The organism is Flavobacterium cerinum (assembly GCF_004028155.1).
Classification (GTDB): Bacteria; Bacteroidota; Bacteroidia; order Flavobacteriales; family Flavobacteriaceae; genus Flavobacterium; species Flavobacterium cerinum.
Map to the genome: position 1 here is coordinate 208,164 of NZ_SBII01000001.1, position 22,955 is coordinate 231,118.

Genomic DNA, 22,955 nt, shown 5'->3' on the forward strand with positions numbered 1-22,955 from the left:
AAAATTAGTATTTTTTGCAATCGGTTATTTTAAATATACTTTAATTATGCTAAGCTCGTTAGAAATACATTATTTTTGCACAAAAATTCAGGGTATCACATGAGCGAAGGTGTTGTTATAATTCCTACCTATAACGAAATTGAAAACATAGAAACCATTATAAGGGCTGTTTTTGAACTTAAAACAGTTTTTAATATATTGGTTGTAGATGATAATTCGCCTGATGGTACAGCTCAAAAAGTAATGGAGCTGCAGCAGGAATATCCTGAAAAGCTTTTTCTTGAGGTAAGACCAGGAAAATCCGGATTGGGGACTGCTTACGTACATGGTTTTAAATGGGCTATTGAGCGTAAGTATGAATATATTTTTGAGATGGATGCTGATTTTTCACACAATCCGCAAGATCTTGAAAAATTGCTTACTGCCTGTGTTAAGGGTGCTGATGTTGCTATAGGCTCGCGTTATGTTACCGGAGTAAATGTAGTGAACTGGCCTTTAAGTCGGGTGTTAATGTCTTATTTTGCATCCAGTTATGTGCGTGCAATAACGGGAATGACCATAAGAGATGCTACCGCAGGCTTTATATGTTACCGCCGAAAGGTGCTTGAGAGTGTAGTTCTTGACAGAATAAAATTTGTGGGCTATGCCTTTCAGATTGAAATGAAATACCGTGCCTATGCTAATGGGTTTAATATTGTGGAAGTACCTATAATATTTACAGACCGTACGAAAGGCGAATCTAAAATGAGTAGCGCCATCTTTAAAGAGGCGATACTGGGAGTGATATCACTACGAATAAAAAAAATGCTTAACCGACTATAGAAAAGAATAAATGAACAGGATTTTAATTAAGAATGCGAAGATTGTAAATGAAGGATCCATTTTTGAGGGTGACCTTTTAATTGAAGACAAGTTTATAAAAGAAATCGCCGAAAGTATTAGTGCTAAATCTTCTGATGTGAAGATTATTGATGCTGAAGGAAGTTTCCTGATACCGGGTGCTATTGATGACCAGGTGCATTTTCGTGAGCCGGGACTTACTCATAAAGGAAACATTGAAACTGAATCCCGAGCTGCTGTTGCAGGTGGTATTACTTCTTATATTGAGCAGCCTAATACAGTGCCAAATGCAGTAACACAGGAACTGCTTGAGCAAAAGTACCAAAGAGCTGCAGAAGTGTCTTATGCTAACTATTCGTTTATGATGGGTGGTACAAATGACAATCTTGAAGAAGTTTTAAAAACCAACCCTAAAAATGTAGCAGGTATTAAGCTGTTTCTAGGTTCTTCTACCGGTAATATGCTGGTTGATGACGAGGCAGTACTGGAAAAAATATTCTCCAGTACAAAAATGCTTATTGCCGCGCATTGTGAAGATGAAGCGACTATAAGAGAAAATCTTGAAAAATATAAAGAAGAATACGGAGATGATATTCCTGTAAAATTCCATCCGCTTATAAGAAGTGCTGAGGCTTGTTATATCTCATCATCGCGCGCAGTAGAGCTTGCAAAGAAAACAGGTGCAAGACTGCATGTGTTCCATGTTTCTACAGCTAAGGAGACAGATTTATTTACGAATAAGATTCCGCTTGAAGATAAAATGATCACGGCAGAAGTTTGTATCCACCACTTATGGTTTAGCGATGCTGACTATGAGAAAAAAGGTGCGCTTATTAAATGGAATCCGGCAGTGAAAACTGCGGAAGACAGACAAGCGCTTTGGGATGCTTTACTGGATGACAGGATCGATGTGGTTGCTACAGACCATGCTCCTCATACATTGGAAGAAAAGAAAAATCCTTACACTAGTTCACCATCAGGCGGGCCGCTGGTTCAGCATGCTGTAGTGGCTATGTTTGAGGCATATCATCAAAAGAAAATATCTGTAGAAAAGATTGTAGAGAAAATGGCGCATAACCCCGCTAAGATCTTTAAAATCGAAAAACGCGGATTTATTAAAGAAGGTTATTATGCCGATCTTGTTCTTGTAAACCCCGGATTGCCTTGGAATGTTAAGAAAGAAAATATTTTATATAAATGCGGATGGTCTCCGTTTGAAGGAATTAACTTTAAATCGAGAATTACGCATACATTTGTAAATGGAACGCTTGTTTATAACAACTTTAAGGTAAAAGACCTTCGTTGTGGCGAACGTTTGCTTTTTGATAGGTAATATGAAAAAACTGGCATTTATTCTGGTATCGTTTTTAGCTTTTGCGTGCAGTAATGAGACTGTGCCAAAACCTGATCATCTGCTAAAAGAAGGTGATATGGTTAATATACTGTATGATATTTCGATACTGCAGGCTATTAAGTCCTATCAGGGTCAGGCGCTGGAAGAAGGTAAAGTAGATGCTAAGAATTATATTTACAAAAAGTATAATATTGATAGTCTTACTTTTGCGCAAAATCAGGCTTATTATGCGTCTAAACTAGAGCTGTATGAGTCGATACAGTCAAAACTGACAGAAAGGGTCAAGAAAGAAAAAGAAAAATTTAAAGCAAAAAAAGATGAAGCTAAGCCTTTGAAAAAAGGAGAGAACAAAAAGTTTAAAGTTGCTGCTAAGATGGATAGTCTTAGTAAAAAAGTTTTAGATACTCTCTCGCATAAAAAAGCAAAAGCTGCTGTAAAATAATAAAAAAGCCGGAAAGATATTCCGGCTTTTTTTATTTATAAAATTGATCTATTGATTTTTGAGAGGATAGCTTTCTGCCAGTTGTTTTAAGTACGTTCTTATTTCTGTGAAGCGAAAAGCAATTACATTACTTATTTTGCTGTTATCGTAGTTTTCATGATTGTGTGATGATTTTGCCATACTGCGGGTGAGCATTCTGTTTCTCATGAATAATTTAGAGAATAGCCAGTCCATACGCCATGCAAAAGAAGTCATTAGTGGCGAGGCATAAAATGCGGGACGCGTTTTGCTCATTCCGTCAGCAACAATATCAAGAATATCTTTATAGGAAACATTTTCGGCTACCAGTGTAAACCGTTCGCCGTTAATGCTGCTTTCTGTGAGTTGTATCATTGCGTTTACAACGTCTTTTACGGCTACAATGCCACAAGTGCCTTTGGTGTAAAAGAATTGTCCTCTCTTTACCACTTTAAATATTTTACCACTCCCCTGATCCCAAAATCCGTTACCAAAAATAAGCCCTGGATTTACTATTACCACATTGAGCCCTTCCTGCCAGCCACGCCATACTTCCATTTCTGCCCCATATTTACTTATAGCATAATCACCATGCCTAACCTCTGGATTCCATTCTGTTTCTTCTGTAATGGCTTCGTTTTCTTTGGCATCGCCCAGCGCAGCAATAGAGCTTACATGGCAAAATCTTTTTATGCCGTAGGCCAGTGCAAAATTCACCATATTTGCGGTGCCTTCGATGTTTACTTTTCTAAGCATTTCTTCGTCTTTAGGTTCAAAAGAAATATAGGCCGCACAATGGTATACGGTGTCAATACCCTGAAAGGCATCTTCTAAAGACGGAACATCGATAATATCGCCCTGCATCCATTCGATAGAATCAAATAAGGGGAGGCGTTTGTTGTGTATAAAAAGATCTTTGGTTTTTGCGATAGTTTTTTCGGTGCGATATAACGCACGCGCTTTTTGCCCGCTTTCTGCTAAATGAAGCAGTAAATGAGCACCTACTAATCCTGTTCCGCCGGTAACTAAAATCATAGATACAAATGTAATTTTTAGTTGAGATTTATTTATACAAATATCATTTAAATCTCACTTTTTTTCGTGTAGGTTTGTATTTTTGCGACTTATTAAAATCCAGACATGAAAAATTTTGTAGAAGAACTAAGATGGAGGGGCATGGTACACGACATTATGCCGGGAACTGAAGAGCAATTGAATAAAGAAATGACCACGGCGTATATAGGCTTTGATCCAACTTCAGATTCATTGCACATCGGCAGCCTTGTACCTATTATTATTCTGGTTCATTTGCAAAAATGTGGACATCGACCTATGGCATTAGTAGGAGGTGCTACCGGAATGATTGGCGATCCATCTGGAAAATCAGATGAGCGTAATCTTCTTGATGAAGCTGCGCTTGAAAAAAATGTTGCAGGTATTAAGGGCGTGCTATCACGTTTCCTTGATTTTAACTCAACAGAGGCTAATGCTCCAATATTGGTAAACAACTATGATTGGATGAAAGAATTCTCGTTTATAGGTTTTGTGCGCGATGTGGGCAAACGTATAACGGTGAATTATATGATGGCTAAAGATTCGGTTAAAAAACGTCTTACAGGCGAGTCAGGATCGGGTATGTCATTTACTGAGTTTACCTATCAGCTTATCCAGGGATATGATTTTTACCATTTACATAAACAATACAACTGTTTGCTGCAACTAGGTGGTAGTGACCAGTGGGGGAACATAACAACAGGGACAGAACTTGTGCGTAGAATGAATGATGAAGGGGCTAAAGCTTATGCTATGACCTGTCCGTTGATCACGAAAGCAGACGGTTCTAAATTTGGAAAATCAGAAGGTGGTAACATCTGGTTGGATGCTGATAAAACATCAATATACAAATTCTACCAGTTTTGGTTGAATACCAGTGATGCCGATGCAGAAAAGTACATTAAGATATTTACTTTCCTTGCTAAAGAAGAAGTAGAAAAATTAATTTCAGAACATAATGAAGCGCCACATTTAAGATTGCTTCAAAAAAGGCTTGCTGCAGAAATTACAACATTTGTACATTCAGCAGAAGATACTGAGGATGCCATCAAAAAGTCAGAATTTGTATTTTCGAACTACACGCGTGAAGATTTAGAAGGTCTTAGCGAGGAGTTCTTTACCGATATTTTTGAAGAGTTTTTTGTGAAAGGTCTTACTCAGGCTGAATTGTCTGCTGATACTGATATCATAACAATACTTGCTGATCAGACGAACATATTCCCGTCACGTGGTGAAGCAAGAAAAGCACTGGCAGCAAATGCTGTTGCGATAAACAAAGTAAAAATTACTGAGGCTTACGGATTGTCTGCCGCTGATGTTATTTTAGGCAAGTTTATCCTTGTGTCTTTTGGCAAGAAAAAGAATTTTGTAATTCCAGTTGAAGCATAATCAACGTGTAAATTGCATGTAAATAGTGAAAAGGAGCTTTAGGGCTCCTTTTTTTTGTATTGTAGGTGAATAAGTGTCATTTCGGCCAGGGCAGGAATTTCAAATATTCTATAATTTTCGAAAAATTAATAGACCATCAGGTTACAGCCTCTAATATCTGAATTGTCAAAACGGCCCAGTACTTCGAAAGATTGGTTGGTGTATTTTTTACCAAGATCCTGAGTGGCTATAAATGAGCAGGAATTGATATTGGCAAGGTCAATAACATTTATGCCTCCTGTTTTACCATAATCAATGTAGCTCAATGCATCCTCAGTATCGCGGATAAGTATGTCCATCCAGGGTGGGCATTCAAAGATACCGTTGCCAAGAGAATAGGCTTGTGATAGTAACTCGGTCATGCCATATTCTGAGTGGATTTCGCTTAAGCCAAATCCTTTGCATAGTACATCGTGCAGTTCTTCACGAATCATTTCTTTACGGCGGCCTTTCATGCCTCCGGTTTCCATAATGATAGTATTCTTAAGGCTGAAGTCTTGCTTTTCAATCAAATCGAGCAGGGCATAGGTAACACCTATAAGCAATACGTTTTGTCCTGCATTGTCCAGATCGGTGAGCTTTGTTATAAGTTCGTCGTAATTGTTCAAATAGAAGCCACTGTCAGGGTTGTTCGAAGCCTGTATGAGATCATCTACCATATAGATTAATGAAGAGCCTTCGCGCTGTAAGTAAGAAGGGAGTAGTGCTAAAACGGCATAATCTTCTATGTTGCCATAAAATTGCGAGAATGCTTTACGGAAACTTTGCTCATAATAGCTTAGATCGGTTACAAGATGACGGCTGGTTACTGTTCCTGTTGTTCCACTGCTGGTAAACGTCTCATGAACCGGATCTGTACTGCTTAGTACTTCGTGTGATTTGAAAAACTGTATTGGAAGAAATGGAATCTCCTTTACTGATTTTACATTTTGCTTATCCTTGTTTAGAAAGTTACAAAAATCACGGTATATGGTATTGTTATCATATTGATGACGAAATACTTTAAGGGTGATTTTTTCGAACTCTTTTTTTGAGGATATGGTAAATATGTCTTGTGCAGTAACCAATTGATAAATGTTTTGGCAAAAATACAAATAAAAAAGCACCGCCGGAGGGCAGTGCTTTCTAAATATATTTTATAGTAATTATTTTACGATAAGTTTTCTTGTTGCAGTTGCATCACCTTCTTTTATTTTGATGATGTATACGCCGGGTGTAAGCCCGGAGATGTTAAGCTCTTTGCTGGTAAGTGTTGCCTGAAGTATCTTTTTCCCCAGAACATCAAATATTTCTACTTCTTTACTTTGCGCAGGTTTTGCGGTAGTAATATAAATCCTGTCAGCACTTGCCGGGTTAGGGTAAATGTTGAGTCCCTCTATTGCTTCTTTACCAGATGCGATCCCTTTGTTTTCCTGAGCTACAGCCCCAAAAGAAAACAGGAATAGGAAGAGGACGGTGATATAAAAGTATTTTTTTGCCATAAGAGTGATTGATTGTGTAAAGATATAAAATATATTTCAAATACTATACCAAAAAACTTAAATGTTAAAATTATTCCGAAGTAGATATAAGATTGTTTATGGATATTATTGTGTTTAACCAAAAAAGCCCCTAATATAGGGGCTTTTTAAGATATTTTGAGCTGAATTATTTTATAAGAGAAGCTCCGCCTACTGTAGCCCAGTTACCAGTCTCAAGACTAGCACCTGTAGCTGTAGCGCTTTTTGTGAAAGTTCCATTAGGGAATCCAACAACAATTGCATCTGATGCACCTAATACTTCTTTAGTAGTGTTAGATATTTTAGCGTTTGTTATTTTGATTCTTGAGTTGTTAACCTGATCTGTGTTTGTAGGAGCATCCTGAATTTTGATAGCAGCACCTTCGTAAGTTTTAGCACCTTCAGTATAGTTTCCGTATCCGTCGATGATTACGTTATTGAAATCTCCGTTACCTTCTTTTTTGAATTGGAAAGCATCTATTTCGATAGCACCTGCAACTTCAGGAACAGTTCCTGCAACTCTTTTAAGTGTTACGTTTGTTACTTTAGGGAAGAAAGTATTGTTGTTTCCTGAAGCTTCGATCTCCATACCAAAGTTACCTTTCACTTCTTGGTAAGCATACCAGTTAGTGTTGTTTTGACCTTGCCATCCATCTTGCCAGTCAAAAGCGTCATCATAGTTACCGAAAGAAATAAGGTTTGAAGCACTTACAGTTCCACCGAAAAATTCGAAACCGTCATCAGCACCTTTATAAGCTACAAGGTGGTCAAGAGTTGTTCCAGTACCTACAGAGTAGAATGTGAATGCATTGTTTTCTTTTGTACCATCTGCAAGTTTAGCACCAGCATACTCTACACGTACATATTTAAGTGAACCACCATTGTGAGCAGCGTTACCACCTCCGTAAGACTGGTTGTTACCATCTTCTGATGTAGCAGTTGTAGCAGCGTTGATCGCTTTTATTGGAGCATCACCATACATAATGATACCTCCCCATGATCCAGGAATTTTTGAAGCTTCTGTGAATACTACAGGCTCAGCAGCAGTACCGTTAATGATAAGTTTACCACCATTAAGTACAACAAGAGCGTTATCTCCAGTTTGTTTGTTAGCAGTAATTGTAGAACCTTTTTCGAATGTTACTGTTGCTCCAGAAGCAATTTTCACAATTCCTTTTAATGTGTAGTTTCCGTAAGCAAACGTTTGGTTAGTAGTTATAACACCTGTTATTTCTCCTTCTACCGGCTTTTTTGGCCCATTAGAATCGTCGTCGCTACAGCTTGTAAACATTGCTCCGATAAGTGTTAGTCCTAAAAGAAATTTTTTCATGATTCTTAATTTTTATTTTGTTAATTTTTGATGTTCCAAAAGTAGTCTGAGCCTTCATCATGTGAGTTATAGCAGTGTTATGATATGGTTATTGAATGTTGATTTTAAGGTTAGTTTAATGTTAAGTATCAAAAGGTTATGTAAATAAAAAGGGCTGCTAAAAATAGCAGCCCTTTTGTATACTGGGGTTGTGAGCGTTTAGAATGTGTAGTTAAGGCTTAATGAAAAACCTATACCTTTTTTATAGTCTTTGTTCATTCTTGACAATGGAGTGAATATAACTGCATTTTCATCACCTGTTTCAAAACGAACTTTTGGGTTCAAAATGTTATCTGCAGATAATTTTACATCAAAATGCTCGTTGATTTTACTACCCCAAACAAGGTCCAGTTTGCTAACTGGTAACTCATAAATATGATCGATACGGTTAGTACCTACACTGTAGATCCTTTTTCCGAAGATACCATATACTAATGAGATGTTGTTTGTCCATGTATTTGTGAAACCAAACTGATATTTAAGGTCAGAATTCACTAACCATTTAGATGCTCCCTGTAAGTCACGGTCACGGTGTGTTTCGATAGATGAAGAAGCATTACCATTACTGTTAATGTAATTCTCGTTAACACTTACGTTAGTTGTCATTAAAGAGGTGTTAAAGCCCCATGACAAATCTTTAAGGTTGTCGCTTACTCTTGCAAGGTCAAGGATAAAATCCATTTCAAGACCGTAAAGTGTAGCATCGCCCGTGTTAAGGAATGTTGTTATTGCTCCACCTGCATTAGGCTGGTAGGTTCTTTCTATAGCATTCTTTATTTTTTTACCAAATACACCTATAGAGAACGTTTCTGTATTGGTTGGGAAAAATTCATATTTTAGGTCAACATTATAGTTGTCACTGTTTACAAGGTAAGGGTTACCACTTACAGATGTTCCGTCAGGGTTAATGTAAGTAATAGGTAAAACTTCCATTACTACAGGTTTTGTATATGTTTGTCCTGCTGCAAAACGAATGTTTGCTTTTTCAGTTACTGCATATTTAACTGTTGCTGCCGGTAATACATAAGTTTTATCTCTATCAATAGGAAGGAAATCTGCATCAAAGAAGTCGTTTTCACGATATTTTATATGTCTTCCTGTTTGTTCTACTCTTACCCCACCATTAATTTCCCATTTGTCGCCAAAGTGAAGTAATACCGAAGCGTATCCTGCATTAGAAAGATCTTCAAGTTTAGATTTGTACTGTGCATTTGAACTTTCTCTAAAGTGGTAAGCTCCTGAAGTGATTCCTTTGTTGAATTCGTTGTCTACATTATCAATTGGCGCTGTGAATATAGAACCGCTCTCAGTACTTACAAAACGGTATGAAGTTTCCGTTTTACTCATGTATCCGTTGTATCCTACACTAAATTGGTGTCTTTTTTCTCCTGCATCGTTTTGCGGACCAAATTTCTTAGTGTATTCTGCTAATCCAGAGAAGTACATGTTTCCGTCTACATCAAAATATTGTCTAAGGAAGTTATTACCACCTGCATTTGTAATGATGTTTTCTCCTTCTTTACTTCCTGCAAAGAATTTACGGTCTGGCTGCTGGTAAGATGTTTTAGAAAAAGATGCTCCACCGCGGATAAACTGGTCTTTGTTCTCGTTAAGGTAATATTTAGCATTAAGCTGAGAAGTAAGATAGTCTGATTGGTTTAACTGATTAGTACGTATAAGATAGTTCTTGTTGTTTACGTTGTTTTCAGATACACCTAGCTGATCCTGTATAAAACTCTCTGTTGTTTTTAAATAGAAAGTAGTTGATGAAATTTCAAAACGATCTCTCTTGTAGTTAAGACCTAAAAGAGCTGATGTATTTGTTTTGTAGTTGTAAGTTGTAGTTTCAAAATCGTTACCGCTCAAAATTCCGGCATCTGTACCTACAAATGTACGGTCTACTCCATTACGTACAGTATAACTGTTGTCGAAGTTTAACGATAGTAAGTAAGTAAATCGTGCATCATTTTTAAGATCGAATCTTTCTGAGTGAAGAACACCTATACTTGTATTCAAGGGGCTTTTTCCTGAATGAGCGTTAAATCCTGTCTTGAAAGCTTCTTTAGATTCGTCAGGTGTTAGTGTTGGGTTTGTTGGAGTACTACCAAATACCGAAGGCATTTTTCTGTCTTTTCCTGTAAAACCAAAAAAGCCTTTTGTAGAATGTGTGTCTTCAGCAAATTTAAAGTCAGAAAGGCTGTTGTTTGTTGTGTAGCCTACACCTATGCTAAGTTTCGTAATAGCGTTGTTTCCTTTTGAAGTTGCAATGTTAAATGTACCACCTGCAAAATCACCGTAGATGTTTGGAGTAAATGTTTTGTAAACATCCACAACTCCTACAATATCTGTAGGGAATAAATCAAGAGGGATAATTTTTTGGAATGGGTTATTAGACGGTACAGCAAGATCGTTTACTAAAAGGCTGTTGTAACGGTCTTCCAGGCCACGAACAAAAATACCACGTGATCCTACTTTTGTAATACCTGTAATTTTAGTAAGGCCTTCTTCAACATCTCCAATACCTTTTCTGGATAATTCCTGTGCACCTATACTTTGCTTGATCTCTACAGATTTTTTCTGTTCCAGTAGTAATGCCGTTTCTTTTTCTCGGTTAACTACTTTCTCAATTACTACATCCTGTAGTTGTACACTTGAAGAAGCAAGTGCTTTATTTATAATTCTTGTTTCTCCTTCTTTAACAGTTACCTGCATTTCTACACTTTCATATCCTAAAAACCCAAACACTATAGTATGTGTTCCTGCGGGTACAGAAAGAGAGTACTTTCCATTCTCATCTGCATTTGTGCCAGTGGCAGTGCCTTTTATTGCAATACTTGCAAATGGTAGTGTTTCATTGTTCATGTCTTTGTCAGTGATCGTGCCAGAGACAGTACCTTTGTTTTGAGCGAAGCTCAATGATAAGGTAAACAGTGCAATTAATAAAAATTTAAGTTTCATTTCGTGTGTTATAATTTTGGTGCAAAGTAACCGCCACAATTCAAATGCTATGTTACTTAATAGTTACGTTTGGATTTAGGTTTTATTATTAAATTGTTAAGACATTAAATTACCGTTAACACGTTTGATGGTTTTGTATTATCTTTACCTTTACGGCCACAAAACATAGATGAATTGCCATTATGAAGAAAAAAGAGATCAAGATCTTACTGGTTGACGATGAACAGGATATCCTAGAAATCGTAGGCTATAACCTTACTCAGGAAGGCTACCAGGTTACCACAGCAAGCAATGGAAGAGAAGCCGTAGCTAAAGCTAAGAAAGAACTTCCTCATCTTATTATCATAGACGTGATGATGCCAGAGATGGACGGGATGGAAGCGGTAGAGAACATTAGGAAAATACCGGAGCTTAGTAACGTAATCATTACATTTCTTACTGCAAGAAGCGAAGATTACTCACAAGTGGCTGGCTTTGATGCCGGTGCTGATGACTACATAGCAAAACCTATTAAGCCAAAATTATTGGTAAGCAAAGTGAAAGCTTTACTTCGCAGGCTTAAAGATGATGAGGCTAAAGAAGATGTACTGCGCGTAGGAACTATAGAGATTAACCGCGAAGAGTACAAAATTGTTATGGAAGACAGAGAAATTGTGCTTCCGCGAAAAGAATTTGAACTTTTTTACCTGCTGGCGTCAAAACCGGGTAAAGTATTTAAGAGAGAAGAAATTCTTGATAAAGTATGGGGTAATGAAGTGGTTGTAGGTGGAAGAACCATAGATGTGCATATTAGAAAGCTTCGTGAAAAAATAGGCGAAGAATTGTTTAAAACTATAAAAGGAGTGGGGTACAAACTCGAAGTTTAGTGGCGATAAATTTTAAAAAAACATATAGGTTTGCCGTAAAATCGGCACTTTATATTTCAATATTCTCTACCGCCTTCCTGGCGGTTTTGATGTATTATCTAATGGAGTTAAATTGGAATTTTGTATTGCTGTTTTCCATTTCACTCTTTATATTCTCTTTTTTTGTGTTGCAATACAGGGTAGAACGTTTTATTTACCGCAGGGTAAAAAAAATATATGATGACGTTTCTTTACTAGAATCGAGTTCTTTTAGAAACAAATCAATTACTACAGATATGGCTACCCTTACCCGAGAGGTAGAGAAATTTGCCAGAGATAAGAAAATTGAAATAGAAACTCTTAAGATTCGTGAAGAATACCGTAGGGAATTTTTAGGGAATGTATCGCACGAGCTAAAAACACCGTTATTTACCGTTCAGGGTTATATACTGACACTGCTTGACGGAGCAATGAACGATAAGGTGCTTCGTAAAAAGTACCTGCAGCGTGCCGAAAAAGGAGTTGAACGCCTTATTTATATTGTGCAGGATCTTGATATGATCACGAAATTGGAAGTAGGTACTATTAACCTTAATTCTACACGATTTAATATTGTTGAGGTAATACAAAATGTGTTTGACCTGCTTGAAATGAAGGCCGATATAAAAGGTATTATGCTTATGTTTGACATGAAGTACATAAAGCCAATAATGGTATATGGTGATCAGGAAAAAATTCAGCAGGTAGTAACAAACCTTGTTGTCAACTCTATAAAGTATGGTAAAGAGAATGGTACTACAGAGGTGAGTATTGAAGATCTGGTGAATAATAAAATCATCATTAGAGTAAAAGACAATGGTGAGGGTATAGAGAAAAAGAATATACCACGCTTGTTTGAACGTTTTTTCCGTGTAGACAAAAGTGGTGCGCGTACAGAAGGTGGCTCAGGTCTTGGCCTTGCCATCGTTAAGCACATTATAGAAGCTCATGAAGAAAAAATGTATGTAGAGAGTAAGTATGGAGTGGGATCTGAATTTTCATTTACCCTCGAAAAGACAAAATAAGTCTTTCCATTTTACATCATCTGCTACATATTTTAATCCCTTATAAAGATCTGCCTTGTGCAGATCTTCTATTTTAAAGTCGGTTTGAGTGGCATATGGTGCTAATCTGGACTTCTTTAATTTTCTGGCCAGGTACTCCTGTTCATACTGCCCGGGCGTAGGTATAAAAAATGCTTTTTTACCCAGTTGTGCTAAATCCATAATGTTAGTATAGCCCGGTCTGCAAACTACAAGTTCACTTTCATTAAAAGCCTGTTCCAGTGCTGCGCTATTCATAAAGTTATGAAAGGTAATGTGCTTTGTCTCGGTTATAACTTCTTTAGGTTCTACTACACCGCTTATAAAGATCGCTTTGCCTGTAAAATCACTAAGTTCTATTCTTAGTTTATCCTCCAAAAAAGTACGTTGTGGCTCAGGGCCTGACAGTATTACCATGAGGTCATATTTTTTAGCAACCGCTTTTTTATGCAGCCTGCTTAAAGGGCCTATGTATTTTATATTAAGTGATTCGTTAAAGGTATGGCCTATTTTACCCGACAGGTTAAGTCCATTATCAACATCGGGTACCCAGCACTCACTATATTTTTTAATGAATATATGGTGTATTCGGGAAGTAATCCATGTTGTAGTTCCGGTTAGCACATTAAGCTGGTGTGTTATAATTACCGATGGTACACTATTGGAATAAGCGCCCAGCCTGTTGTCTGATATTACACCGCCAATTGCATGTTCTTTTACGATTTTGCGTATGGCTCTTTTCTCTTCTTTTATAGCTTTAAGGAAATCAGGCGTCTGGCTGATCATTTTTAGTTTAAAAAAGAGTCCTTTTTTAGCATATTCAATAGGGTAAGAAGGCAGTTCGAGCGCAGTTAAATGCGAGAATTCTTTTCTTAACAGTGCCAGGGCAGCACCGTCTGATGCGATAATGGGTTCAAATCCGTGATTTTCCAGGGCTTCTATAATCGGTATGCAGCGTGTGGCATGGCCAAGACCCCAGTTGAGCGGGGCAACAAGGATTCTCTTTTTCAGTATCAATTGCGTGTTTTTAATAACTATTTAATAAGTGCAATCTAAAATTATTTCCAGTGTCGTATATTTCCCTAATTTTACCAAAAATTTAAATTAAGTAGTGGGAAGCAAGAATAAACTTAAGCGCTTTAGGGAAAACGAAACATTTGGCAACGTGCTGCAACCGTCAAGGGAAGAAGCTGTGCAGGGAAACTTTCACCTAAAGGGAAAATGGGGTAGTGATTTTTTTAAAAACGAGAATCCTATTATACTGGAGCTGGGCTGTGGTAAAGGCGAATATTCTGTAGGTCTTGCAGAACGTTATCCTGAAAATAATTTTATTGGTATCGATATTAAAGGCGCCCGTTTTTGGAGAGGAGCTAAAACTGCTGTAGAAAATGGCCTGCATAATGTAGGATTTCTTCGCACACAGATCGAACTTATAGAGAATTTCTTTGCAGAAGGCGAAGTGTCTGAGATATGGATTACTTTCCCGGACCCGCAGATAAAATACAAGCGAACCAAACACAGGTTAACCAATACCGAATTTTTACAGCGCTATAAAAGAATACTAAAACCGGATGGTGTAGTAAACCTTAAAACCGATAGCGAATTTATGCATGGTTATACACTAGGGCTCCTTCATGGTGAAGGTCATGAAGTGGTATATGCTAATCATAATGTTTATAAAAACGAAGGCAGTCCGGAAATTGTTACTGCTATACAAACATTTTATGAAAAGCAGTATCTTGAACAAAATAAACCTATAACTTACATCAGGTTTAAAATCAAGTAATATGGAGATAATCCTTCCATTAATTTTAGGTATCGTTATTTCAGCTGCAGGTATAGCCCTTCCGGGGCTTATTAATATGACTGCAGCTAAAATTGGCCTAAAGGAGGGGAGACAACGGGCTGTTATATTTGCTCTTGGAGCAACAACCGTTGTTTTTTTTCAAACGTATATTGCGGTATCTTTTGCAAAATTTATTAATAGCCGACCCGATATAATATATATACTCGAGGAAGCCGGCTTGATTATTTTTGCGTCACTTACCATTTTCTTTTTTTTTATTGCCAAGAAAAAGAAGAAGAAAAAAGATAAGGAAGTGGTGAAGCCGGGCAGCCGTACCGGTAATTTTTTTCTGGGCGCATTACTTTCTGCACTTAACTTTTTTCCAATACCTTATTATGTCTTTGTTAGTGTATCACTTTCAAAGCACAGCTATTTTTATTTTACTCCGTTATTTATTTTTTTATTCGTTATCGGAGTAGTGGCAGGATCGTTCTCTGTATTCTACCTGTATATTGTTTTCTTTAAAAAAGTTGAACACAAGACCGATTTTTTTATGGAAAACATCAATTATCTTCTGGGCTCGGTCACAGGGCTTATTTCGATTATTACTATCATAAAAATGATTCGTAACCATTAAACTGCTATTATGCCTGACAAAGATAATTTTTTTGAGAGGGTATATGATGTAGTGAGGCTGATACCTTATGGCAGAGTAACGTCTTATGGAGCTATTGCAAAATTTCTTGGAGCAGCACGATCGGCAAGAATGGTGGGATGGGCTATGAATGCCTGTCATGGTCGTGAAGATGTACCTGCACATCGTGTGGTAAACCGCGTAGGATTACTATCCGGAAAACATCATTTTCAAGGAACGAACCTTATGCAGCAACTGCTGGAAAGTGAAGGAATAAAAGTAAAAGAACACAAGGTTGTTAACTTTGAAAAATGCCTTTGGGATCCCGTTAAAGAGCTGGGTGTCTAATTTTTTATTCCTATTTCTATCTGACATACCTGTGTAGTATGTAAAACCTGTTTTTAATTTCATTCATCTTGCTATTTGTGACGCTTTAAAAAAGGGGTGGGGTTTGTGCTATATAATCAGCAAATTATAGATGTGTTTTTTATTGTCTTTTTTACTATGAGTACTATATAGGGAAGTGGGGTGTTAATTAAGAAAAAACAATAAAATGATTAAGTCACAAAACTTTATTGTATCAAGTTTTCCTACTATCTTTGCAATTTGAAATCAGTCTTAATAAAAGACTGTAAATGAAAGCTATATATTATGAAACTTGATAGAAAAGAGATACTCCAGGCACTTGAAACTATAACACTTGCCGGAGAAGGGCAAAATATGGTAGAAAGCGGCGCTGTGAGAAACGTGCTTACTTTTGGCGATGAGGTAGTGGTAGAACTTGTTATGCAAACCCCTGCTATGCACATTCGTAAAAGAGCAGAAGCTGATATTGTTAAAACCATTCATGAAAAAGTATCTGCCGATGCGAAAGTAAAGGTAAATGTAAAAGTAGAAGCACCGGAAAAACCCGAAATTAAAGGTAAGGGTATACCAGGTATAAGCAATATTATTGCTGTGTCATCTGGTAAAGGTGGTGTTGGAAAATCTACAGTTACAGCTAACCTTGCTGTTACATTAGCAAAAATGGGTTTTAGAGTAGGTGTACTGGATGCTGATATCTACGGACCTTCTATGCCTATTATGTTTGATGTAGAAAGAGAACGCCCTATATCTATAATGGTTGACGGAAAATCAAAAATGAAACCTATTACCAGTTATGGTGTAGAGATACTGTCTATAGGCTTTTTTACAAGCCCGGAACAGGCGGTAATCTGGCGTGGACCTATGGCATCTAAAGCGCTTAATCAAATGATCTTTGATGCTGATTGGGGTGAGCTTGACTTTATGTTGATCGACCTTCCTCCGGGAACAGGAGATATTCACCTATCTATCATGCAGTCACTGCCTATTACAGGAGCTGTTGTGGTAAGTACACCGCAAGCGGTAGCTTTAGCCGATGCAAAGAAAGGTGTTGCTATGTTCCAGCAGGAAAGCATTAATGTGCCGGTGCTGGGAATTATAGAAAACATGGCTTATTTTACTCCGGACGAGCTTCCTGATAATAAATACTATATCTTTGGAAAAGAAGGTGCAAAAAACCTTGCCGAAGATCTTGATGTACCATTTTTAGGAGAAATTCCATTGGTACAAAGCATTCGTGAAGCAGGCGATTATGGTCGTCCCGCAGCTTTACAAACCGCTACTCCTCTTGAGGCCTCGTTCGAGGAACTAGCCCGTAATGTAGTACAGGAAACTGTAAACAGGAATGAAAACCTTCCGGCTACTGAGGCAATTAAAATAACTACAATGGCTGGCTGTTCAGCAGTTAAAAAGAAATAATAATGACTACAGAAGAAATTACGCTTAGTGTAGAAAGGGCTCTTGATGAGATTCGTCCTTTTCTTGAGTCAGATGGAGGTAACATTACACTTGTTGGTATAGAAGACGGCAAGCATGTAAAGGTACGTCTGGAAGGTGCCTGTGTAGGCTGCAGTGTTAATCAAATGACATTGAAGGCAGGTGTAGAGACTACTATTAAAAAACATGTACCTCAAATAGAAACGGTTGTAAACGTAGCTTAGTAAATTAACGTTGTACCGGCGGCTTTTTTATAAAGCTGATAATTATCATAAATATTAAAAATGGTTTTAAAGATCTTTGCTTTAGAACTGTTTACCCTATAACAACAATGATCACAACAGATATATTAATAATCGGTGCAGGTCCTACCGGGCTTTTTACCGTATTTGAAGCTGGATTGCTAAAATTAAAATGCCACATTATCGATGCTCTTCCTCAGCAGGGTGGCCAATTAGCAGAATTATATCCTAAAAAACCAATTTTTGATATTCCCGGATTTCCATCAGTACTTGCTGGTGACCTGGTAACAAATCTTATGGAACAAATTAAGCAGTTCCAGCCTGGGTTTACACTTAATGAAAAAGCCGAAACCATACAAAAACTGGAAGATGGCACTTTTATAGTAACAACTAATAAAGGTACAGAACATCATGCTAAGGCTGTGGCTATTGCCGGAGGTCTTGGTAGTTTTGAACCAAGAAAACCACTTATTGAAGATATCGCTTTTTATGAAGATAAAGGAGTTGAGTATTTTGTAAAAGATCCTGAACTTTTCCGTGATAAACGCATTGTTATTGCCGGTGGTGGTGACTCTGCACTGGACTGGAGTATTTTCCTTGCCGATGTAGCTTCTCATGTAACACTTGTTCACCGTAGGAATGAGTTTAGGGGAGCATTGGATTCTGTAGAAAAAGTACAAGAACTTAAAAAAGCGGGTAAAATTCATCTTGTTACTCCTGCTGAAGTTACCGGTATTCGTGGTGCTGAGCGTGTAGAGGCACTTGATCTTGAAATTGATGGCGCACACAGCTCTATTGAAACCGATTATTTTATTCCACTATTTGGACTTACACCAAAACTTGGTGCAATTGCAAACTGGGGTCTTGAAATAGAGAAAAATGCGATCAAGGTAAATAATGCATTAGACTATCAAACGAATATTGAAGGTATATATGCCATAGGTGATATTAATACTTATCCAGGCAAATTAAAGTTAATACTTTGTGGTTTCCATGAAGCAACATTAATGTGCCAGAGTGTGTTTAATAAGCTTAATCCGGGCAAGAAATATGTCCTTAAATATACTACTGTGAGTGGTATTGATGGTTTTGACGGTACAAGAAAGGAAGCCGAAAAACAAGTAGTTAAATCGATAGAATAGTTAGTCTGAGATTAGGATTTTGAAGATGTAAGTCTAAGTTACTGAACGGTTAACCTTAAACATAATATGGATATTACAATAAAAATAACCGATAGGGAGGGTATTGTGCACGAAGTACAGGCACCTACCGATATGGCTATGAATGTTATGGAACTTTGCCGTTCATACGAATTGGCACCAGAAGGTACTATTGGTGTGTGCGGTGGTATGGCTATGTGTGCATCCTGCCAGTGTTATGTGCTTAATGATGTAGCATTGCCTGAAATGGGTCAGGATGAAGATGCAATGCTTGCTGAAGCATTTTACGTAAAGTCTAACAGCCGATTGGGATGCCAGATACCTATTACAGTAGAGCTCGATGGGCTTGAACTGGAACTTGCCCCGGAATAAGAGAAGAATATAATTTAGAGTCTGTTTTTAATACAGTTATTAATAAAGTAAAAAGGCGTTCCAGTTATGGAACGCCTTTTTTATAGAGTACGATTGTTATCGTTAGTTTTTAACAAATTTGATTGTTCTAGACTCAGCACCTTTATTTATTTTAATAAAGTAGATACCATTGCTGTAAGCAGAAGTGTTTACAGTAAGGCTAGCATTTGTAACATTGTTAACTGTTGTGATCGTTTGTCCAAGGCTGTTAAAGATTGTATAACTGTCTGGCATGTTCTCACTAGCAACAGAAATGTTTAATACATCTTGTGTTGGATTAGGATATACTGTTGTTTCTAATAAGTATTGGAATTCTTGAGACGATGCAGTTCCACAAACCCCAGAAGTAAGTAAGCTCTTTCTATTTGGAGAATTATCAAGTACTGTTCTCATTCTTACTCCCTGTCCTTTAGTGAAAAGATACATACATGCATCATTTGTATAGTCCATGTAGTTTTGAACCATATCAAGTCCTGGTTGAGTAGGGCATGAATCATATCCTTCATTACAACCTCTGTTTTCTTCTTTAGCAACCGGAGTGTCAGCAACATAGTCAGTAGAGTTACAACCGCCATCATCACCCCAAATATGTCTTAGACCCAAAAAGTGACCCGCTTCGTGAGAAGCAGTTCTACCTCTGTTATAAGGTGCTGCACTCGAAGGGTTTGTGTAACCAAAATTTCTATAGCATATGGCGATACCGTCAGTTGAATTTGATCCTCCAGGAGGTACACCTTGTAAAGTTGTTTGTGTAGGGAACTGTGCATAACCTAATAAATCTGAAATTTGTCCACCCCAGTTTACTACCCAGATATTAAAATATTTTGTTGGATCCCAAGAAGTATCTGATTTTATACCTTCTACAGAATCTCTGTCATTGTAAGTAGCAACGAATCCATTAACTCTGTCAATGCCATTTGTAGGGCTTCCAAATTGATCTATTTTGGCTAAACAAAATCTTATTTGAGTATCTCCTCCCAGTCCTCCGGATAAATCTTCACCAGGAGTTCCTATCATTCCTCCAAAGTCTTCATTTAATACTCTAATCTGAGATTCCACCTGTGCATCAGAAATGTTTTCATTCTGACCTACAGCATCTCCATTATGGATTACGTGAACAACAACAGGAATCATATAAATTGCATTACCTGATTTTGGATCACGCTCTAATGCGCCTTCCTGCATTTTTTGTGATATCCATGATTCAAATTGTGCTTTATCTGCTCTTGTAGAATAACTTTCACTAAGAATCTGTTCGTTTTCAGTAGTTGCACATCTGATAGCTCCATATTCATTAAGAGTCATCGGAATCTTTCCAAATTTCCTTGGCTGTTCCTGTGCTTGAGACATGAATGAAACCGATAAAAATGCCGCTAATGCTGCACCTCTAAGAGTAATGTTTTTTTTCATTTTCAGTTATTAGTTTTTTTTAAAGTGGGGCAAGTTATTCAAATTCAGTATAAATAAAAAAAAAATATAGTTAAATTATAATGGTACTTCTATGTTTGAGGGTGGTTTATAATAAGACTCTTATAAATAATGCTTAAATTTTGGTAAAATAATTGTTATGTTAAGTAATAAAACACGCGATTTAATGCTAAATAGATATTTTTTATTTGTTAAAAACTGTATTCTTTATGAATATGATAAATTGTTATTTCTTAAATTTTTCATAAAAAAAGTTTAAGCTTTTTCAAATTGAATACATTAAAAAAAGGTCCGTAGCTCAGCTACGGACCTTTTTTTAATGTATTATAGGTTTAATATTTAATAAACTGAAGTGTTTTAGAATGGTCATCTTTAGCCAGTTTTACGAAATAAACCCCATTTGCATAGCCAGCAATATTAAGGCTTTGTGTTGTGGTAGTGATAGCACCGCTGTCCATTACCTGCCCAAGGCTGTTGTACACTGTATACCCTTCAGGCATATTATTGTCTGATACTGTAATATTAAGTATGCTGTTTGCCGGGTTAGGGTAAAGTTTAATATTATTTAGCGTTTTCTCGATGTCTTTATTGCTTAAAACGATGTTTGTCGCAAATTGTACGTAGTCAATGTATTGGATATCGTCACCGTCTTTGTCCAGGATTGTAGTTCCATTACTTGTTTTTACAGAATAATGACCGCCAGGTATTCCATCCATTCCTGCATCTATTATAAGGAATACATAACATGAATTTTCACCTACAGGTATTTCACGTACATCAAGTACTCCCGCAGGATTATCTTCATATATTCCCTGAGCTATTACAGTTTGATTCGAATCCATTAGTAACCATGACACCTCAGATGCGGCTGCATCAGTCTGTACAGTAACGGTAATGGTTTCTGTCTCATAAATAGATCCCTGTGGAACCGGACTGAATGTAAATTCGTTTATTCTTGTATTGTTTGCTGCAATAGTATCTGCCTGACCATTTACAGTTGTTAAAGTTATAGTAAAGGTATGGCTGCCTTGCTGTACAGCAAGCTGCGGAAGCTCAATCCTTGTATCTTCACCAGCAGCAAGAGTTCCTGTCCAAGTATATGTTGTAGGTGCAGCATTATCTATTTTATAATTGATAACTGCAGATGTTATAGCATTGCTTCCATTATTGCGAAGCGAGAATACAGGAGAGAAAGCATTACCACAATTGGTTTTGAAAGGAAGCAAATAAATGCCGCCTTCATTATTAAGGGTTGCAGTTCCGGGTGTACAGCTATTTGCAGTTGCAAGGGTTTTTCTGCGTGGCGAATTTGCCAATACAGCCAGCATTCTGTCTTTTTGGTTTTGGGTAAATATATTAAGACAGTCGTCCGGAGTGTAATCCATGTAGTTTTGTATCATATCTAAACCCAGATTGTCAGGGCATGAGTCAAGATTAGGCAGACAGAAATAGTTTGAATGAAGCGCAGTTGGAGTGTCATCACAAAAATCGGTAGCTGTATCACAGCTGTCACTATCTCCCCAAATGTGTCTTAAACCAAAGAAGTGACCGATTTCGTGCGTTGCAACTCTACCCATATTTCTTGTTTCTTCAAAAGGGCCTTCCGGTGCATAATCTTCAGAACCTACAAAACGTGCGCCTATCGCAACACCATCTGTATTGGCAGTAAATGTTAACCCTTCAACTTCGTCTATTCCCTGTAATCCTGAGCTTGTAGGGAACTGTGCATATCCTGAAAGCCATCCGCCCGGAGTAACAATTTCCTGAACTACCCATATATTAAGGTATTTTGAAGGATCCCACTGTGTTTGTGGTTTTATTAATTCTACCTCATTTTGAAGCCATCCGTTATCGTCGCCAAAATTATAACGCACTATACCATTACTTGGTAATCCTTCGGGAGTACGCTTTGCAAGGCAGAATTCAATTTCCATATCTGCTCCTACAGGGTTGCTGTTAAATCCAGGGGTGCCGGCAGCTCTTCTATAGTCTTCGTTTAATACTCTTATTTGAGAAAGGATACGTTCTTCAGAAAGATTTTCATTTTCACCTACAGCATCTCCATTATGTATAACATGAAATACAACAGGAATAGTAACAACCTGATTTGTTCCCTGTCCGTTTTTTTGAAGTCTTTTTGCTTTTACTTCGGCTACTTTTGGTGCAAGCCATTGTTCAAATGCTGCGTTTTCGGCTCTTTTAGGGTTGTTCTCTCTTAATTGTTTTTCATATTCAACCGTTCCACAGTATTTTGAAGCGGTAATAAAGGGCTTGCCAAATTTTTTTGATTCTGAGGGCGTTTGCTGTGCATGTGCTGCAAGACTAAAACAACTGGCAAAAACAACTAAACCTGTTTTTAAAGTAGTATTCATTTTCATTGGTAATAATAGATTTATCTGGTGCCAAAAATACTGTATTGTAGTGGTTTTATTACAGTTTTTTTCGGGTACCGTTATTAATTATGCTTTTTAAATGTTAAATAAATTTAGGTGTTGCACTAACTTTATTAATCTATGCAAAAATGAGAATGAATGAGTGTTTAAAATTGTAAAATTGGGACATTTTTACTTTACCAATAACTAAGTGGTAATTGAGTAGTATAAAAA

At 37.3% G+C, this 22,955-nt stretch carries 21 protein-coding genes; 13 read left to right on the top strand and 8 right to left on the bottom strand.

All coding sequences use genetic code 11. The annotated features are described in order from the left end of the window. The first annotated feature begins 99 nt into the window (after positions 1-99). The 3 genes from EPI11_RS00935 to EPI11_RS00945 are packed head-to-tail and all read left to right on the top strand — an operon-like array spanning position 100 to position 2,636. Positions 100-822, top strand: coding sequence for a polyprenol monophosphomannose synthase (locus EPI11_RS00935; RefSeq protein ID WP_128388082.1), 723 nt, complete (start codon positions 100-102; stop codon positions 820-822). 10 nt (positions 823-832) lie between these two features. Then, on the top strand, positions 833-2,173 hold the full coding sequence (locus tag EPI11_RS00940; RefSeq protein ID WP_128388083.1) for a dihydroorotase: 1,341 nt from the start codon (positions 833-835) through the stop codon (positions 2,171-2,173). A gap of 1 nt (position 2,174) precedes the next feature. Then, positions 2,175-2,636 carry a DUF4296 domain-containing protein gene (locus EPI11_RS00945; RefSeq protein WP_128388084.1) on the top strand — a complete coding sequence of 154 codons (462 nt, stop codon included), beginning with the start codon at positions 2,175-2,177 and terminating at the stop codon, positions 2,634-2,636. A 48-nt stretch (positions 2,637-2,684) separates the two neighbouring features. Here the strand turns inward: EPI11_RS00945 and EPI11_RS00950 are convergent, their stop codons facing one another. Next, positions 2,685-3,689 (bottom strand): NAD-dependent epimerase/dehydratase family protein, encoded by a 1,005-nt coding sequence (locus EPI11_RS00950; RefSeq protein WP_128388085.1) that lies wholly within the window; start codon positions 3,687-3,689, stop codon positions 2,685-2,687. A gap of 105 nt (positions 3,690-3,794) precedes the next feature. Here EPI11_RS00950 and tyrS point away from each other — a divergent pair, with 105 nt between their 5' ends. After that, the gene (gene tyrS / locus EPI11_RS00955) at positions 3,795-5,096 is read left to right on the top strand and encodes a tyrosine--tRNA ligase (protein WP_128388086.1); all 1,302 of its coding nucleotides are present in this window, start codon (positions 3,795-3,797) and stop codon (positions 5,094-5,096) included. A 125-nt stretch (positions 5,097-5,221) separates the two neighbouring features. Here tyrS and EPI11_RS00960 read toward each other — a convergent pair whose 3' ends face one another. The 4 genes from EPI11_RS00960 to EPI11_RS00975 form a co-directional block, all read right to left on the bottom strand. Continuing rightward, complete coding sequence (locus EPI11_RS00960; protein WP_128388087.1) at positions 5,222-6,202, bottom strand: LuxE/PaaK family acyltransferase; 981 nt, start codon at positions 6,200-6,202, stop codon at positions 5,222-5,224. A gap of 78 nt (positions 6,203-6,280) precedes the next feature. Next, on the bottom strand, positions 6,281-6,616 hold the full coding sequence (locus EPI11_RS00965) for a T9SS type A sorting domain-containing protein (RefSeq protein ID WP_128388088.1): 336 nt from the start codon (positions 6,614-6,616) through the stop codon (positions 6,281-6,283). A 166-nt stretch (positions 6,617-6,782) separates the two neighbouring features. After that, positions 6,783-7,964 carry a hypothetical protein gene (locus EPI11_RS00970; protein ID WP_128388089.1) on the bottom strand — a complete coding sequence of 394 codons (1,182 nt, stop codon included), beginning with the start codon at positions 7,962-7,964 and terminating at the stop codon, positions 6,783-6,785. A gap of 198 nt (positions 7,965-8,162) precedes the next feature. After that, positions 8,163-10,961, bottom strand: a complete 2,799-nt coding sequence (locus tag EPI11_RS00975) for a TonB-dependent receptor (RefSeq protein WP_128388090.1) — start codon at positions 10,959-10,961, stop codon at positions 8,163-8,165. Between the two features lie 182 nt (positions 10,962-11,143). Between EPI11_RS00975 and EPI11_RS00980 the strand changes: the two genes are divergently transcribed. Together EPI11_RS00980 and EPI11_RS00985 are read left to right on the top strand one after the other, a co-directional pair. Further along, positions 11,144-11,827, top strand: coding sequence for a response regulator transcription factor (locus tag EPI11_RS00980; RefSeq protein ID WP_128388091.1), 684 nt, complete (start codon positions 11,144-11,146; stop codon positions 11,825-11,827). After that, on the top strand, positions 11,827-12,870 hold the full coding sequence (locus tag EPI11_RS00985; protein WP_128388092.1) for a sensor histidine kinase: 1,044 nt from the start codon (positions 11,827-11,829) through the stop codon (positions 12,868-12,870). The genes EPI11_RS00980 and EPI11_RS00985 overlap by 1 nt, the downstream gene beginning before the upstream one ends. On the opposite strand, the gene EPI11_RS00990 is transcribed toward EPI11_RS00985, so the two are convergent. Then, on the bottom strand, positions 12,844-13,905 hold the full coding sequence (locus EPI11_RS00990; protein ID WP_164879092.1) for a glycosyltransferase: 1,062 nt from the start codon (positions 13,903-13,905) through the stop codon (positions 12,844-12,846). The genes EPI11_RS00985 and EPI11_RS00990 overlap by 27 nt on opposite strands. Positions 13,906-13,999: 94 nt before the next feature. Here EPI11_RS00990 and trmB point away from each other — a divergent pair, with 94 nt between their 5' ends. The 7 genes from trmB (at position 14,000) to EPI11_RS01025 (ending at position 18,882) form a co-directional block, all read left to right on the top strand. Continuing rightward, the gene (gene trmB / locus EPI11_RS00995) at positions 14,000-14,674 is read left to right on the top strand and encodes a tRNA (guanosine(46)-N7)-methyltransferase TrmB (RefSeq protein WP_128388093.1); all 675 of its coding nucleotides are present in this window, start codon (positions 14,000-14,002) and stop codon (positions 14,672-14,674) included. A gap of 1 nt (position 14,675) precedes the next feature. After that, positions 14,676-15,311 (top strand): LysE family transporter, encoded by a 636-nt coding sequence (locus tag EPI11_RS01000; RefSeq protein ID WP_128388094.1) that lies wholly within the window; start codon positions 14,676-14,678, stop codon positions 15,309-15,311. Between the two features lie 9 nt (positions 15,312-15,320). After that, positions 15,321-15,656, top strand: a complete 336-nt coding sequence (locus tag EPI11_RS01005; protein WP_128388095.1) for an MGMT family protein — start codon at positions 15,321-15,323, stop codon at positions 15,654-15,656. A 303-nt stretch (positions 15,657-15,959) separates the two neighbouring features. Next, complete coding sequence (locus EPI11_RS01010) at positions 15,960-17,090, top strand: Mrp/NBP35 family ATP-binding protein (RefSeq protein WP_164879093.1); 1,131 nt, start codon at positions 15,960-15,962, stop codon at positions 17,088-17,090. A gap of 2 nt (positions 17,091-17,092) precedes the next feature. After that, a complete protein-coding gene (locus EPI11_RS01015) occupies positions 17,093-17,332 on the top strand; it encodes a NifU family protein (protein ID WP_128388097.1) in 240 nt (79 codons plus the stop codon). A gap of 107 nt (positions 17,333-17,439) precedes the next feature. After that, positions 17,440-18,492, top strand: coding sequence for an NAD(P)/FAD-dependent oxidoreductase (locus tag EPI11_RS01020; protein ID WP_128388098.1), 1,053 nt, complete (start codon positions 17,440-17,442; stop codon positions 18,490-18,492). A gap of 66 nt (positions 18,493-18,558) precedes the next feature. Continuing rightward, on the top strand, positions 18,559-18,882 hold the full coding sequence (locus tag EPI11_RS01025; RefSeq protein WP_128388099.1) for a 2Fe-2S iron-sulfur cluster-binding family protein: 324 nt from the start codon (positions 18,559-18,561) through the stop codon (positions 18,880-18,882). Between the two features lie 102 nt (positions 18,883-18,984). Here the strand turns inward: EPI11_RS01025 and EPI11_RS01030 are convergent, their stop codons facing one another. Together EPI11_RS01030 and EPI11_RS01035 are read right to left on the bottom strand one after the other, a co-directional pair. After that, entirely contained in the window at positions 18,985-20,331 is a 1,347-nt protein-coding gene (locus EPI11_RS01030) for a M43 family zinc metalloprotease (protein WP_128388100.1), read from the bottom strand. Between the two features lie 350 nt (positions 20,332-20,681). After that, complete coding sequence (locus EPI11_RS01035; protein ID WP_128388101.1) at positions 20,682-22,727, bottom strand: M43 family zinc metalloprotease; 2,046 nt, start codon at positions 22,725-22,727, stop codon at positions 20,682-20,684. Between the last annotated feature and the right edge of the window lie 228 nt (positions 22,728-22,955).